The organism is Pseudomonas sp. F220, from assembly GCF_057813935.1.
Window position 1 is genome coordinate 1 of sequence record NZ_JBVASJ010000023.1, and the last position, 14,634, is coordinate 14,634.

Below are 14,634 nucleotides of genomic sequence, written 5' to 3' on the forward strand. Positions count from 1 at the left end.
TCTTGCCGGTGTATTCGAGTTCGGAGAAGGTCTTCTGCACGCGCGTAACGCTCACGGAGAGGGTGGTTGGTTGAAGGTACTCAGTGTGCCAAGGGTGGGGACGGTTGGCTATTTTTGCAGCGTCTCCCTAAGGGCCTTGACCCGGTGGGCAGCCAGTTACAAAGGATACTTCCCCGAAGATCTGTCTCTGGAAGATGGCTATCTCAAAGACAAAATTCCTGTTCTGGAAACCCTGGTAGAAGGAAAACAAACAACCTTCGCCATCCAGAAAGAATGCGCCCAACAACTGATCAATGCCGCCCATCACCTGCTCCAGGCTAGACCTGACGATACTATCAACTGTCGAGTAGTCGCCTGCATTATCACTCCCTCTATGTTCTCCAGTGAAATCTGCATTTACACCGACATGAGCCGCTATCGCGGCCACGTATTGCCGTTCGACTACGAACATTTCTGTCAGACCCGCATCACCGACAAGAGCCTCGCCGTCGATTGGGACCTAACCCTTCCTGCCGGAATGAATGAAGCAGGGTTTCACTTTATTCACGAGGATGAAGACGGGCAACGGTTTGAATCCGAGCATTGGTACTTTGGCGAGGTTGATGAAGCCGATGATGGCTCCGAGGAGGAGCGTTGGAGATTCAAAACCTTCAAGACTTTTCGCGCAGAAAACCCAACGCTCTTCAGCTAACACAGCAAATCAAAGAATGGTGGTGGGCCATTCAACCCTCTTCGCGGGCAAGCCCGCGCCCACGAGGGCAGCACAATATCTGTAGGAGCGAGCTTGCTCGCGATGGACGTTAACGATAACGCGTGTTTTCTGAATAAACACGCCGCCCTTGAGTCCATCGCGAGCAAGCTCGCTCCTACAGAGACCTCATTTCCTTAACTGATAGGCATTGAGGCTTGCCCGCGATAGCGTCATCCAGACCAACCTCAATCCCGGACCGACCCCAAATCTGACCAACACCCCTCTTGCACCGCCCCGCGCCTACCGACAAGCTATGCTCAATTCGCTCTACGCCCGTCTTACGGAAGAAGGCTCCTGACATGCGCATTCTCATTACCGGCGGCGCCGGTTTTATTGGTTCGGCCTTGATCCGCCATCTGATTCAGCACACCGAACACGAAGTGCTCAACCTGGACAAGCTGACCTATGCCGGCAATCTGGAGTCGCTGACCAGCATTGCGACCGATACCCGCTATGAGTTCGTGCAGGCCGATATCGTCGACCGGGCCGCCGTCAGCGCGGTGCTCGCGCGGTTCCAGCCCCATGCCATCATGCATTTGGCGGCCGAGTCCCATGTCGACCGCTCCATCGACGGCCCGTCGGACTTTATCCAGACCAACATCGTCGGCACCTACAGCCTGCTGGAGGCCACTCGCGCCTATTGGCAGACATTGGCCGATCCCGAGAAAGGCGCCTTCCGTTTTCACCATATCTCCACCGACGAGGTCTACGGCGACCTGCATGGCGTCGATGACCTGTTCACCGAAACCACGCCTTATGCTCCGAGCTCTCCGTATTCGGCCAGCAAAGCCGCGTCCGACCACCTGGTTCGCGCCTGGCAGCGCACCTACGGTTTGCCCGTGCTGTTGACCAACTGCTCGAACAATTACGGGCCGTTCCATTTCCCCGAGAAGCTGATTCCGCTGGTGATCCTCAACGCACTGGCGGGCAAACCGCTGCCGGTGTACGGCAACGGTCTGCAAGTGCGCGACTGGTTGTTCGTCGAAGACCACGCTCGGGCGCTGCTCAAAGTGGTCACCGAAGGTGTGGTCGGGGAGACCTACAACATCGGCGGTCATAACGAGCAGAAGAACATCGACGTGGTGCGCGGCATTTGCAGCCTGCTGGAAGAGTTGGCGCCACAGCGCCCGGCTGGCGTTGCAAAATTTGCCGATCTGATCACCTTCGTCAAGGACCGTCCGGGCCACGACCTGCGCTACGCCATCGATGCCAGCAAAATCGAACGCGAACTGGGCTGGGTTCCCGAGGAGACCTTCGAAACCGGTCTGCGCAAAACCGTGCAGTGGTATCTGGATAACCTGGAGTGGTGCCAGCGGGTTCAGGACGGCAGCTATCAAGGCGAACGCCTGGGCGCCAGCGACTTCAAAGATCTGATCGCCTGATCAAGGTACTGCTCTATCATGCCCACTCTTTGGGCAAGCCGACCACGGCCGTTACCTGTTCACTATTGCTGGAGAAAACCAATGAATGTAGTCACCACCGACCTGCCCGGTGTTCTGATCATCGAACCCAAGGTGTTTGGTGACGAGCGCGGCTTTTTCTACGAAAGCTTCAATGCCAAGGCTTTCGAGAAAGCGACCGGCCTGAACACGCAATTTGTTCAGGACAATCATTCCCGCTCGCAAAAAGGTGTGCTGCGAGGTTTGCACTACCAACTTGAAAATACTCAGGGAAAACTGGTGCGCGTCACCGCTGGTGAAGTACTCGACGTAGCGGTGGACATCCGTCGCAGCTCGCCGAATTTCGGTCGCTGGGTTGCCGTACGTTTGTCGGCAGAAAACTATCGCCAACTCTGGGTTCCGGAAGGTTTCGCCCACGGTTTTGTGGTGCTGAGCGACTTCGCTGAATTTCTCTACAAAACCACCGACTACTACACGCCATCAGCCGAGTGTTGCATTCGCTGGGACGACCCGACCCTGGCCATTGACTGGCAGCTCACTGAAACACCCCAGCTGTCAGCGAAGGATCTGGCCGGCAAAACCCTTCAAGAGGCCGATCTGTTCCCGTGAGCGTTCTCGTTCGCGGCTAGGCATAATGCGCCTGTACCCACAGGCGCTCGACCCCCATGACTCCGACCCTCCCCCGCAGACCTCGCTGGCGCAGTCTGGCACTGCTCGCACTGTGCCTGGCGCCATTGCTGTGGCCGCTGGAGCACCTGGCCGAACGTTACTACCGCAGCGAACTGGTGGGGCAAAACCGTCAGATCCTCGACCTGTACGTCGCCAACCTGCTGGGCACGCTGCATCGCTACGAAGTGCTGCCGCAAATCCTCGGTGATCTGCCGGCCTTGCGTGCGGCCCTTGCCGCGCCGGGCCAGAGCATCAGCCAGGACAACGCCAACCGTCTGCTCAAAGACATCTGCGCCCAGACTGGCGCCGAAGTCATGTACTTGATGGACACCACCGGCAAGACCCTGGCCGCGTCCAACTGGGACAAACACGACAGCTTCGTTGGGCGCAATTTCTCCTTTCGGCCGTATTTCAGTGAGGCCATGGCCGGTCGCCTGGGGCGTTTCTTTGGTCAGGGCACGACCTCTGCCAAACGCGGTTATTTCTTTGCCGGTGCCGTACGCGATGGCGAGCGGATCATCGGGGTGCTGGTGGTCAAAGTCGACCTCGATCTCACCGAAAGCCTGTGGGGCAAAACCCCCGAACAAATGCTGATGACTGACCACAACGGTGTGGTGATTCTTACCTCTCGGCCGGAATGGCGCTTTCGTGCGACCCGCCCGCTGACCGACGAAGAACGCAAGGCGATTATCACGGTCCAGCCTTACCCGACCCGCGACCCGCAACCGCTGGACCTGAACCAGAACGCCTGGCTGACCCAGACCCAGCGAATCGAAGAAACCGGCTGGAGCGTCAGTATCCTCGCCCCGCGAACCTTGATCGACAGGCCGGTGCGCACCGTGGTCGCGGTCGGCGGCGCGATGCTGTTGGTGTTGATGCTGCTGCTCGGTCTGATGATGCAGCGCCGACGGCATTACCTGGAGCGCATCGCTTTCGAAGCCAAGGCCCGCCGCGAGCTGGAAATGCGCGTCGCCGAACGCACCAGCGACCTCGAAGGCCTCAACCGTCGCCTCAAACAGGAAGTGCTGGAACGCGAACAGGCTCAGCAAGAACTGGTGCGCGCTCAGGATGATCTGGTACAGGCCGGCAAACTGTCGGCGCTCGGCACGATGTCGGCGAGCATCAGCCACGAACTCAATCAACCGCTGGCAGCGATCCGCAGTTATGCGGAAAACGCCGAAGTGCTGCTCGATCACGAACGCACCGACGACGCTCGCGGTAACCTGAAACTGATCAGCGAACTGACCGGGCGCATGGCCTCGATCATCGCCCACTTGCGGGCCTTCGCCCGCCGCGACCGCCACGCGCCGGAAAGCGTCGCCCTGCAACCGGCGCTGGACGACGCGCTAGCCTTGCTGGCCAAGCGCAGACGCGCCATGGAAGTCGAACTGATCCGCGACCTGCCGGCCGCCACTCTTTGGGTTCAGGCCGGAGAAACCCGCCTGCGCCAGGTGCTCGGCAACCTGCTGGCCAACGCCCTCGACGCGCTGACCGAAAAAGGCCCGCCGCGCAAACTCTGGTTGAGTGCCGAATCCACCGCCGATGGCGTCAATCTGTACATTCGCGATAACGGCCCGGGGTTTTGCATGGAGGCCCTAGGCCGCGCCAGCGAGCCTTTCTACACCACCAAGACCCGCACCCAAGGGCTCGGGCTGGGATTGGCGATCTGCGACACCCTGATGCGCGCTTTCGGTGGTGAACTGTCGTTCGCCAACCACCGCGATGGCGGCGCCCTGCTAACCCTGCGACTGCGCGCCGGTGCGCCAGGAGTCAATCTGCAACCATCCGAGGACCGCAGCGCATGAGCAACGCCATCGACAACCGCATCCAGGTGGTGCTGATCGACGACGATCCACATTTGCGTCAGGCCCTGAGCCAGACCCTCGACCTCGCCGGGCTGAAAATCCTGCCGCTGGCTGAGGCCAAGGGCCTGGCCGGACGTCTTGAGCGCGACTGGCCGGGCGTGGTGGTCAGCGACATTCGCATGCCCGGCATGGATGGCCTCGAACTGCTGAGCGAACTGCACGAGCAAGACCCGGAGCTGCCGGTGCTACTGATCACCGGTCACGGCGACGTGCCGCTGGCGGTGCAAGCGATGCGTGCCGGGGCCTATGACTTTCTGGAGAAACCCTTCGCCAGCGACGCCCTGCTCGACAGCGTGCGCCGCGCCCTGGCGCTGCGCCGGCTGGTGCTGGACAACCGCAGCCTGCGCCTGGCCCTGAGCGACCGTAATGAACTGAGCACGCGGCTGGTAGGGCAGTCGGCGCCAATGCTGCGTTTGCGCGAACAGATCGGTGCCCTGGCGGCGACCAAAGCCGATGTGTTGATCCTCGGTGAGACCGGTGCCGGCAAGGAAGTGGTGGCCCGCGCGCTGCACGACCTGTCGAACCGTCGCGGCGGGCCGTTTGTTGCGATCAACGCCGGAGCCCTGGCGGAGTCGGTGGTGGAGAGCGAGTTGTTCGGCCATGAACCGGGAGCCTTCACCGGCGCGCAAAAGCGCCGCATCGGCAAGTTCGAGTTCGCCAACGGCGGCACGCTGTTCCTCGATGAAATCGAAAGCATGAGCCTGGATGTCCAGGTCAAACTGCTGCGCTTGCTGCAAGAGCGGGTGGTCGAGCGCTTGGGCGGTAATCAACAGATCCCGCTGGATATCCGCATCATCGCCGCGACCAAGGAAGACCTGCGCCAAGCAGCGGATCAGGGGCGCTTTCGCGCCGACTTGTATTACCGTTTGAACGTCGCGCCGCTGCGCATCCCACCGCTGCGCGAGCGCGGCGAAGACGCGCTGATGCTGTTCCAGCATTTCGCCGATGAAGCCAGCACCCGCCATGGCCTGCCGCCCCACGAACTGCAACCGGGGCAACGGGCATTACTGTTGCGCCATAACTGGCCAGGCAATGTGCGCGAACTGCAGAATGTTGCTGAACGCTTCGCCCTCGGCCTGGAACTGGCCCTGGATAACAGCGCCCCGGACGGCAGCGTTGCGCCGATCACTGCAAACATCAGTGGCGGCCTGAGCGAGCAAGTGGAAAACTTCGAGAAAACCTTGATCGCCGCCGAGCTGGCGCACTCCCACAGTTCGCTGCGCAGCCTCGCCGAAGCCTTGGGCATTCCGCGCAAAACCTTGCATGACAAACTGCGCAAACACGGTCTGAACTTCGCCGACGGCGGCGCCAACAGCAGCGCTGACGAACTCGATTGAGACTCGCCGACTAATCTTGAAAAAAGCATTCTGAAAAAAGAGGTCCATGCATGAGCCGCAACAGTCGTTACCTGGAATCAATCCTCCATCACGACATCCCCCTCACGCGGGACATGGGCCTCAAAGTGCTTGAGTGGCGAGAGCAACAACTGCATCTGCACCTGCCGCTGGAAGCCAACGTCAACCACAAAAGCACCATGTTCGGCGGCAGCCTGTACTGCGGTGCGGTACTGGCCGGCTGGGGTTGGCTGCATTTACGCTTGCGTGAAGAAGGTATCGAAGACGGGCATATCGTGATTCAGGAAGGGCACATCAGCTATCCATTGCCGGTCACGACCGATGCGACGGCAATCTGCGATGCGCCAAGTGTGGCGGTATGGAAGAAGTTTCTCGCGACGTACCAGCGCTACGGACGAGCGCGGCTGACGCTGCATTCACGCATCGTCAACGTCGGCAGCGAAGAGGACGCCGTACGGTTTACCGGGCAGTACGTGTTGCATCGGTAATCTTGGCGCTGATTTCAAGATCCAGCCCTCTCCCCAAAGAGGAGAGGGGGAAAGGGTGCCGATTGATGTTGCTTGCAGAAGGCATGTTCGACTCGGGCTCTCAGGTCGCAGTAACTCTAAAGAACACCGCCAATCAGTCCCCTCGCCCCTCTGGGGAGAGGGCTAGGGTGAGGGGTGGATTTTGGATCTGACTTTCAAGTCCGGGCCAACACCAACAACTTATCCCGCCATGCGGCTTTGGCCGGCAACGCCAGGAAAAATGAATTCAATAGAGATTCACGCGCTGGATAACTGAACGGCTCGCCGCTCAAATTCAACACCTCGCCACCTGCTCCTTCCAGCACACCCTGCGCAGCGGCGGTGTCCCACTGAGACGTCGGCGCCAAGCGTGGATAACAATCGGCAGCCCCCTCCGCCAACAGACAGAACTTCAACGAGCTGCCGATATTTGCCAGTTGCAGCTCACCCAGGCTGTCGCTCAGACCGGCCAGCAAACGCTCCTGCTCAGGGCTCGAATGTCGACGGCTGGCAACCACGGTAAACGCTTCACCTACTGGCGGAACGTCCCGGACATGGATCGGCGTCGGCTGAGCATCTTTGTCTGCACGCCAGGCACCCAGGCCAGCACCGCCGAAATAGCAGCGACCATTGGTCGGCATCGACACCACGCCGAACACTACGCGACCTTGCTCGATCAGCGCGATGTTGACCGTGAATTCCTCACTGCCGGAAATGAATTCCTTGGTCCCATCCAGCGGATCCACCAGCCACCAGCGCTGCCAACCGGCACGCGTGCTCAGCGGGATGTCGGCGTCCTCTTCCGAGAGCACCGGGATGCTCGGGTCCAACGCCGTCAGGCCCGCGAGGATCAGATGATGAGCAGCCATGTCAGCCACGGTCACTGGCGAGTCATCGATCTTGGCGGTGACCGCTACGCCGGAGCGCCAGAACGGCAAGATGGCTTCACCGGCCTGAAGCGCCAGTTCGATGACCGGGGCCAGTAACGGATGGGGGGAATTCATGGAGAGCACACTCATGGTTGAAACACCCCGCGCTCGGTCAGCAGATCACGGGCCAGGTACAACGCCGCCAAGGCACGACCTTCAGTGAATTGCGGGTTCTGCGCCAGAGCAGACAATTCCCGCAGGTTGACGCGATCCACGCGCATCGGCTCAGGCTCGTCGCCCTCAAGTCGCTCTTCGTAAAGATCGGTCGCCAGGACCACTTGAATCTTCTGGCTCATGTAACCGGGCGACAACGACAGCTCAGTCAGATGCTCAAGTTGACGCGCGCCGAAACCGGCCTCCTCCTTGAGCTCTCGCTCGGCCGCCGCCAGCACATCTTCGCCCGGCTCGATCAGGCCCTTGGGCAAAGACAGTTCGTACTCGCCAGTGCCGCCGCAATACTCTTCGATCAATACCGCATGCTCGTCATCGACCATCGCCACGATCATCACTGCGCCATAACCGGCACCCCTGCTGACCAATCGCTCATAGGTGCGTTCGACGCCGTTGGAAAAGCGCAATTGCAGCTCTTCGACGCAGAACAAACGGCTAGTGGCGACGATCTCGCGGGCGAGTACGGTGGGTTTCTGGCGCATGACAAGCTCCTTGGCGTGAACGCGTTACTATACAGGCTGTTTGAAAGCTACTGCGCGCATCACTCTCTACGCTTTCAAATCAGTCCGTACCCGGACTTCCCGATTGTTTGTGTCGGATATCTTTCTACTGTTCGAGAAGCTTTCCATGCCCTCATTGCCCTGGCGCGACATCGATACCGTTCTGCTGGATATGGACGGCACGCTGTTGGACCTGCACTACGACAACCATTTCTGGATGGAGCACCTGCCCCAGCGCTATGCCGAGTTGCATGGTGTGAGCCGGGCCATGGCCGAGCTTGAGTTGCAGCCATTGTTCGAGCACAACGCCGGCCAGTTGCAGTGGTATTGCCTGGACTTCTGGAGCGCGGAGCTGAAACTGCCGGTGCGTGAACTGAAACTGGAAACCGCCCATTTGATTGCCCTGCGCCCCGACGCCAACACTTTTCTGGCCGCGATCAAACAGGCCGGCAAGCGCGTGGTACTGATCACCAACGCCCACCGCGATTCGCTGTCATTGAAGCTGGAAAAAATCGAACTGGCGCCGTATTTCGAGCGGTTGATCAGCTCCCACGATTACGGCTTCGCCAAGGAAAACCCGCAGTTTTGGGATGCCTTACAAGCCGATATCGGCTTCGACCCGGCTCGCAGCCTGTTTATCGATGACACCTTGCCGATCCTGCGTAGCGCGCGAGATTTTGGCGTCGGGCATCTGCTGGCGGTCAGCCAACCGGACAGCCGCAAAGGGCCCAAAGACACCGCAGAATTTGCGGCGGTGGGGGATTATCGGGAGTTGATTGAAGGGCTCTAGACCGAGTCGCCTTCATCGCGAGCAAGCTCGCTCCCACAGATAGCGCGATCCGTAGGAGCGAGGCTTGCCCGCGATGGCCAAGGACGAGGTTGCGATCCGACCAATGACTCAAGTTCCCCGCAAGCGCGTTAGAATTCCGCCCTTGCCTGCGCCCTGGAGCGACGATGGACATCAAACAGCTGAAATTCCTCATCGCCCTCGACGAAACCCGTCACTTCGGCCAGGCCGCCGCCCGCTGCCACATCACCCAGCCAACCTTATCCATGCGCCTGCGCAGCCTCGAAGAAGAGCTTGAGCTGCAGTTGGTCAACCGTGGTCAACGCTTTGAAAGTTTTACCGCACCAGGCGAGCGCGTACTGGCCTGGGCCCGCACTGTGCTGGCGGCCTACGACGGTCTGCAAGCCGAAGCCGCAGCCTGTCGCGGCAATCTGGTCGGGACCTTACGTCTGGGCGTGGTGCCACTGTCGAGTTTCGACCCGCTGCCACTGATGCAACGCCTGCACAAGGAACACCCGATCCTGCGCTTCGAACTCTCGGCGTTGAGCTCCGAGGACATTCTTGAGCAACTGGCGAGCAATCGCCTCGACCTCGGCGTTTCGTACCTGGAGCGGCTGGACAGCGAACGCTTCGACTCGTTGGCCTTTAGCGAAACCCGCATGGGCCTGCTCTACGACCAACGCTTCTTCAGCTTCGGCGAAAAACCCTTGAGCTGGGAGTCGCTGATCGAGTTGCCGCTGGGCATGCTCACCAGCGGCATGCACTTTCGCCAGTCCATCGACCACAACTTCCACAGCCGCGGCCTCAACCCGCAACCGCTGCTGCAAACCGACGCGGTCCATCAGTTGTTACAAGCGGTACACGGTGGTCTGTGCTGCGCGGTGATGCCCCTGGAAGGCGGCCTTGAAGCCTTGACCGACGACCTGCGTCTGCAACCGATTGAAAACGCCCAGACCCTCGCCCGCCTTGGCCTAATCATGCGCCGCGGCACGCCACGCTCAGCCTTGGCCGAGGCCTGTTTTGCGCTGTATCAGAAATCGCTGACGGACTCTTGATCGACGGCATCTATCGGCAGATCAGTATTAGCGATTAGACGCGACACTTTGACGCGCCTAGTCTTATCAGTAGTCAATACGACCTGAAACTGCCGGTAATACCCATGAACGCCAAGCGCCCGTCCCGCGCGGCGCCTGCCCTTGAAACGCCTGCGCCCGCCGCCAGTCAGAGTTACTGCTACTGCAACCTTGAGCAAACCGAATCGGCCAGCACTGCGCTCGCTGAGGAAGTTGCATTGGCGATTGCCTACAACGGCATCAGCCAGGCAGTGATGCTGGTCACCCCGAGCGACCTTGAGGACTTCATCGTCGGCTTTAGCCTGGGCAGCGGCATCATTGCCGACGCCTCCGACATCTACGACCTGCAACTCAGCGGATCCGGCTCGGCGCAATACGCGCAAGTGCAAATCTCCAGCCGCGCCTTCTGGAACCTCAAACAGCAACGTCGCCAACTGGCCGGCACCAGCGGTTGCGGGCTCTGCGGCGTAGAAGCAGTTGAGCAGGCATTGCCTGATCTGAAGGTGTTGCCCGGCGCGCCCTTGCCGCCGTCCGAGTGGCTCGACGGGTTGCGTCAGCGCATCAGTGCCTTCCAGCCCTTGGGCCAGCACAGCGGCGCGGTGCATGCGGCAGTGTTCATGAACAACCAGGGCGAACTGCTACTGGGTCGCGAAGACATCGGTCGGCACAACGCCCTCGACAAGCTGATCGGCGCGCTGATCCGGCAGAACATCCCGACCTCTGGCGGCCTGGCCATTGTCACCAGCCGTTGCAGCCTGGAATTGATCCAGAAAGTCTTGCGCGCAGGCATTCAGACCTTAGTCAGCCTGTCGTCGCCCACCGGCCTGGCCCTGCAGTGGGCGCGCCGACACAACCTCAATCTCATCCACCTGCCGCAGAAAAGTGCGCCGCGGGTCTATAGCCCTTCGATGGAAAATCAAGCGTGAGCACTCATCTTCAATCCGACCAAAAACCAACCCCGCGCTACAAGCATTACAAGCCCTACAAAGGCGCGGCCGGCGGTTGGGGCGCACTGATCAGTGTCGCTCAAGCCTGGTTGACCAGCGACAATGCTCTGAAAAACATCCGCATGATGCTCAAGACCAACCAGAATGGCGGCCTTGACTGCCCGGGTTGCGCCTGGGGCGACTCGCCGGAAAGCGGCATGGTCAAGTTCTGCGAAAACGGCGCCAAAGCGGTCAACTGGGAAGCCACCAAGCGCCGTGTCGACGGCGCCTTCTTCGCCAAACACAGCGTCAGCTCGCTGCTGGAGCAAAGTGATTACTGGCTCGAATACCAGGGCCGTCTCACCGAGCCGATGAGTTACGACGCTGAAACCGACCGCTACACACCCATCAGTTGGGAAGCGGCTTTTGCCCTGATCGGCAAACACCTGCAGAACCTCGACAGCCCCGATCAGGCCGAGTTCTATACCTCGGGCCGGGCCAGTAACGAAGCGGCGTACCTTTATCAGCTGTTCGTGCGCGCCTATGGCACCAACAACTTCCCCGACTGCTCGAACATGTGCCACGAGGCCAGCGGTGTGGCCATGGCGCAAAGCGTCGGTGTGGGCAAGGGCACGGTGACCTTCGACGACTTCGAACACGCCGATGCGATTTTCGTCCTGGGGCAAAACCCCGGCACTAACCATCCACGAATGCTCGAACCGCTGCGCGAAGCCGTAAAACGCGGCGCTCAAGTGATCTGCGTCAACCCGCTCAAAGAGCGCGGGCTGGAACGCTTCCAACACCCGCAAAACCCGATCGAAATGCTCACCAACAGTGATCGTCCGACCAACTCCGCCTATTTCCGGCCCGCTTTGGGCGGCGACATGGCGTTGCTGCGGGGCATGGCCAAATTCCTGCTGCAATGGGAACGCGAAGCACAGCTGGCGAACGAACCGGCAGTGTTCGACCACGACTTCCTCAACGAACACACCGGTGGTGTGCTCGATTATCTGGCCGCCATCGACGACACCCCTTGGGAACAGATCATCGAGCAGTCCGGGCTGCCCTTGACCGATATCGAACAAGCCGCGCGCATGTACGCCAAGGCCAAGAACGTGATCATGTGCTGGGCGATGGGCATCACCCAGCATCGCCATTCGGTACCGACCATCCAGGAAATCGCCAACCTGATGCTACTGCGCGGCAACCTTGGCCGACCAGGCGCAGGCCTGTGTCCGGTGCGTGGCCACAGTAACGTGCAGGGCGACCGCACCATGGGCATCAACGAACGCCCGCCAGCGTTCTTCCTCGATGCGCTGGAACGGCGTTTCCAGTTCAAAGTACCGCGCGAAAATGGTCACAACGTCGTCGAAGCGATCCACGCGATGCTCGACGGTCGCTCAAAAGTCTTTATCGGCCTGGGCGGCAATTTCGCCCAAGCCACCCCAGACAGCCCGCGGACCTTTCAGGCGCTGAGCAACTGCGACCTCACCGTGCAGATCAGCACCAAGCTCAACCGCAGCCATTTGGCTCATGGTAAAGAAGCGCTGATCTTGCCGTGCCTGGGCCGTACCGACATCGACCTGCAAACCGAAGGCCCGCAAGCGGTGACCGTGGAAGACTCGTTCAGCATGGTCCACGCCTCCAACGGCCAGTTGCAGCCGCTGTCCAGACAAATGCGTTCTGAGCCGTCGATCATTGCCGGTATCGCCGCCGCCACGTTGGGCGCACATCCGGTGGACTGGAACTGGGTGGTCGCCGACTACCGCCGCATCCGCGACCTGATCGCCGACACCATTCCTGGCTTCAAAGACTTCAACCAGCGTATTGAAAACCCAGGCGGTTTCTACCTGGGCAACTCTGCCGGTGCACGCCGCTGGAACACCCCGTCAGGCCGCGCCAACTTCCGCGCGAATATCCTGCCGGTCGATCTGGTCCACGAGCGCACACGCGCCACTGGCGTGCTGCCAGACCTGATCATGCAATCGATGCGTTCCCACGATCAGTACAACACCACCATTTATGGTCTGGACGACCGTTATCGTGGCGTCAAAGGTCAGCGTGACGTGCTGTTCGTCAACGAAGCCGACATCATTCGTCTGGGCTTCAAACCCGGTCAGAAGGCTGACATCGTGTCGATCTGGGATGACGGTCGCGAACGTCGGGTCAAGGGCTTCACCTTGCTGGCATTCGATATCCCCGCAGGGCAAGCAGCCGCCTACTATCCGGAAGTAAACCCGCTGGTCCCTCTGGAAAGCACTGGTGACGGCAGCCACACACCAACATCGAAGTTCGTCGCGATTCGGTTGGAAGCGGCGAGCGATAACGGGCTGATCATGGCGAAGTCGGCGTAAAGCAGGATCAAAAGATCGTCCGAACGCGGCCCGAGCCTGCGGCAGCTCCTACAGAATGGGTGTATGTCTGAAATTTCACGGATGTATGCGGTCGGCGTAGGAGCTGCCGCAGGCTGCGATCTTTTCAGGTCACCGCGGATCGCCCAACTTTTCAAACGCCCATAAAAAAGGCCGACTTTGCATAAAATCGGCCTGTAACAAGTAGCTAAAGACCGGCGAAAAACACTTAAGTTCCGCCTAAAAACAGTAACTTATAGAATTGTGTTCAAGTCGTGTTATTCGTCGGATTTCGATTGTAACGGGTACGACACAGCCTCAGGATCGCGCCGTCATCCCCTTGAGGCTCCGCCATGAAGTACTCCTCGATTCTCTTGTTGTCCCTTAGCTTGGTCAGTGGCATTGCTTCTGCCGGAGGCACCGCCGAAGCAGGCGTGGGCGGCGCATTGGGCGGGGTTCTAGGCTCGGTCGTCGGTCAGTCGCTAGGTGGCAACACCGGTTCCACCATTGGCGCAGCCTTGGGCGGCGCAGGCGGTAGTGCGGTCGGAGCCGACAGACGCAGCCGTGGCCAAGCGGCCATTGGCGGCGCACTCGGTGCCGCGGGCGGCAACGTGGTTGGCCGCAGCATGGGCGGCACCTCCGGCAGCCTGATCGGCTCAGCAGCCGGCGGCGGCTTGGGCGGTGCGCTGGGTAACCATATGGGCAACAGCAGCTATGACGACGACCGTGGCGGTCGTGGGCATGATGGTCGCCGCTACTACCGCGACGACGACGACCATCGCGGTCGCGGTCATGCCTATGGGCATCACAAGCATCACCGGTATTATCGCGACCGGGATTGATATGCAGCCTGTAGCCGCTGCCTGCGCAGCGGCTACAGAAATCCTCGCTGTAGCTGACGACCTCACACCACCAACTGCTCCAACGCCCCGCGCAACCCGGCAGGAATCGCCACCGGCTGATTCGACGCCCGATCCACAAACACATGCACGAACCGCCCTGCCGCACAGGCGTCTTCCTCACCCGCTTTAAACACTGCCAACTCGTACTGCACCGAACTATTGCCCAGTTTGCCCACCCGCAGGCCGATTTCAATGCGCTCGGGGAAAGCAATCGAGGCGAAGTAATCGCACGCCGAACTCACCACAAAACCCACCACCTCACCGTCATGAATATCCAGTCCACCGACTTCGATCAGGTAGGTGTTCACCGCCGTGTCGAAAAAACTGTAGTAGGTGACATTGTTCACATGGCCGTAAACGTCGTTATCGTGCCACCGGGTGATGATCGGCTGAAAGTAACGGTAATCCGCGCGCTGCGGCATTTGGTCGGTCATTGAGTGGTCTCTCGG

The 14,634-nt window shown here is 60.2% G+C and carries 14 protein-coding genes; 11 read left to right on the forward strand and 3 right to left on the reverse strand.

All coding sequences use genetic code 11. From position 1 onward, the window contains the following. Positions 1-94 precede the first annotated feature (94 nt). The 6 genes from ACZYSM_RS19000 to ACZYSM_RS19025 all read left to right on the forward strand — a co-directional run bounded on the left by ACZYSM_RS19000 (position 95) and on the right by ACZYSM_RS19025 (position 6,528). The gene (locus ACZYSM_RS19000) at positions 95-691 is read left to right on the forward strand and encodes a DUF3916 domain-containing protein (protein WP_489073618.1); all 597 of its coding nucleotides are present in this window, start codon (positions 95-97) and stop codon (positions 689-691) included. A gap of 359 nt (positions 692-1,050) precedes the next feature. Further along, positions 1,051-2,133 (forward strand): dTDP-glucose 4,6-dehydratase, encoded by a 1,083-nt coding sequence (gene rfbB / locus ACZYSM_RS19005; protein WP_489073468.1) that lies wholly within the window; start codon positions 1,051-1,053, stop codon positions 2,131-2,133. A gap of 81 nt (positions 2,134-2,214) precedes the next feature. Next, the gene (gene rfbC, locus ACZYSM_RS19010) at positions 2,215-2,760 is read left to right on the forward strand and encodes a dTDP-4-dehydrorhamnose 3,5-epimerase (RefSeq protein WP_489073470.1); all 546 of its coding nucleotides are present in this window, start codon (positions 2,215-2,217) and stop codon (positions 2,758-2,760) included. A 56-nt stretch (positions 2,761-2,816) separates the two neighbouring features. Then, the gene (locus ACZYSM_RS19015; protein WP_489073472.1) at positions 2,817-4,625 is read left to right on the forward strand and encodes a sensor histidine kinase; all 1,809 of its coding nucleotides are present in this window, start codon (positions 2,817-2,819) and stop codon (positions 4,623-4,625) included. Then, positions 4,622-6,022 (forward strand): sigma-54-dependent transcriptional regulator, encoded by a 1,401-nt coding sequence (locus ACZYSM_RS19020; RefSeq protein WP_489073474.1) that lies wholly within the window; start codon positions 4,622-4,624, stop codon positions 6,020-6,022. The genes ACZYSM_RS19015 and ACZYSM_RS19020 overlap by 4 nt, the downstream gene beginning before the upstream one ends. Before the next feature lie 50 nt (positions 6,023-6,072). Further along, complete coding sequence (locus ACZYSM_RS19025) at positions 6,073-6,528, forward strand: thioesterase domain-containing protein (RefSeq protein ID WP_489073476.1); 456 nt, start codon at positions 6,073-6,075, stop codon at positions 6,526-6,528. A 194-nt stretch (positions 6,529-6,722) separates the two neighbouring features. On the opposite strand, the gene cysQ is transcribed toward ACZYSM_RS19025, so the two are convergent. Further along, complete coding sequence (gene cysQ / locus ACZYSM_RS19030; protein ID WP_489073478.1) at positions 6,723-7,550, reverse strand: 3'(2'),5'-bisphosphate nucleotidase CysQ; 828 nt, start codon at positions 7,548-7,550, stop codon at positions 6,723-6,725. Positions 7,551-7,561: 11 nt separating this feature from the next. Then, positions 7,562-8,128, reverse strand: a complete 567-nt coding sequence (gene nudE, locus ACZYSM_RS19035) for an ADP compounds hydrolase NudE (RefSeq protein ID WP_489073480.1) — start codon at positions 8,126-8,128, stop codon at positions 7,562-7,564. 145 nt (positions 8,129-8,273) lie between these two features. Between nudE and yrfG the strand changes: the two genes are divergently transcribed. The 5 genes from yrfG (at position 8,274) to ACZYSM_RS19060 (ending at position 14,125) form a co-directional block, all read left to right on the forward strand. Continuing rightward, entirely contained in the window at positions 8,274-8,936 is a 663-nt protein-coding gene (yrfG, locus tag ACZYSM_RS19040) for a GMP/IMP nucleotidase (RefSeq protein ID WP_489073482.1), read from the forward strand. A gap of 164 nt (positions 8,937-9,100) precedes the next feature. Next, the gene (locus tag ACZYSM_RS19045) at positions 9,101-9,988 is read left to right on the forward strand and encodes a LysR family transcriptional regulator (RefSeq protein WP_489073484.1); all 888 of its coding nucleotides are present in this window, start codon (positions 9,101-9,103) and stop codon (positions 9,986-9,988) included. A gap of 104 nt (positions 9,989-10,092) precedes the next feature. Continuing rightward, positions 10,093-10,932 carry a formate dehydrogenase accessory sulfurtransferase FdhD gene (gene fdhD, locus ACZYSM_RS19050; protein WP_489073486.1) on the forward strand — a complete coding sequence of 280 codons (840 nt, stop codon included), beginning with the start codon at positions 10,093-10,095 and terminating at the stop codon, positions 10,930-10,932. Next, positions 10,929-13,286 carry an FdhF/YdeP family oxidoreductase gene (locus ACZYSM_RS19055; protein ID WP_489073488.1) on the forward strand — a complete coding sequence of 786 codons (2,358 nt, stop codon included), beginning with the start codon at positions 10,929-10,931 and terminating at the stop codon, positions 13,284-13,286. The genes fdhD and ACZYSM_RS19055 overlap by 4 nt, the downstream gene beginning before the upstream one ends. Before the next feature lie 350 nt (positions 13,287-13,636). Beyond that, on the forward strand, positions 13,637-14,125 hold the full coding sequence (locus tag ACZYSM_RS19060) for a glycine zipper domain-containing protein (RefSeq protein WP_489073490.1): 489 nt from the start codon (positions 13,637-13,639) through the stop codon (positions 14,123-14,125). A gap of 62 nt (positions 14,126-14,187) precedes the next feature. Here ACZYSM_RS19060 and ACZYSM_RS19065 read toward each other — a convergent pair whose 3' ends face one another. Then, on the reverse strand, positions 14,188-14,619 hold the full coding sequence (locus ACZYSM_RS19065; RefSeq protein ID WP_489073492.1) for an acyl-CoA thioesterase: 432 nt from the start codon (positions 14,617-14,619) through the stop codon (positions 14,188-14,190). Between the last annotated feature and the right edge of the window lie 15 nt (positions 14,620-14,634).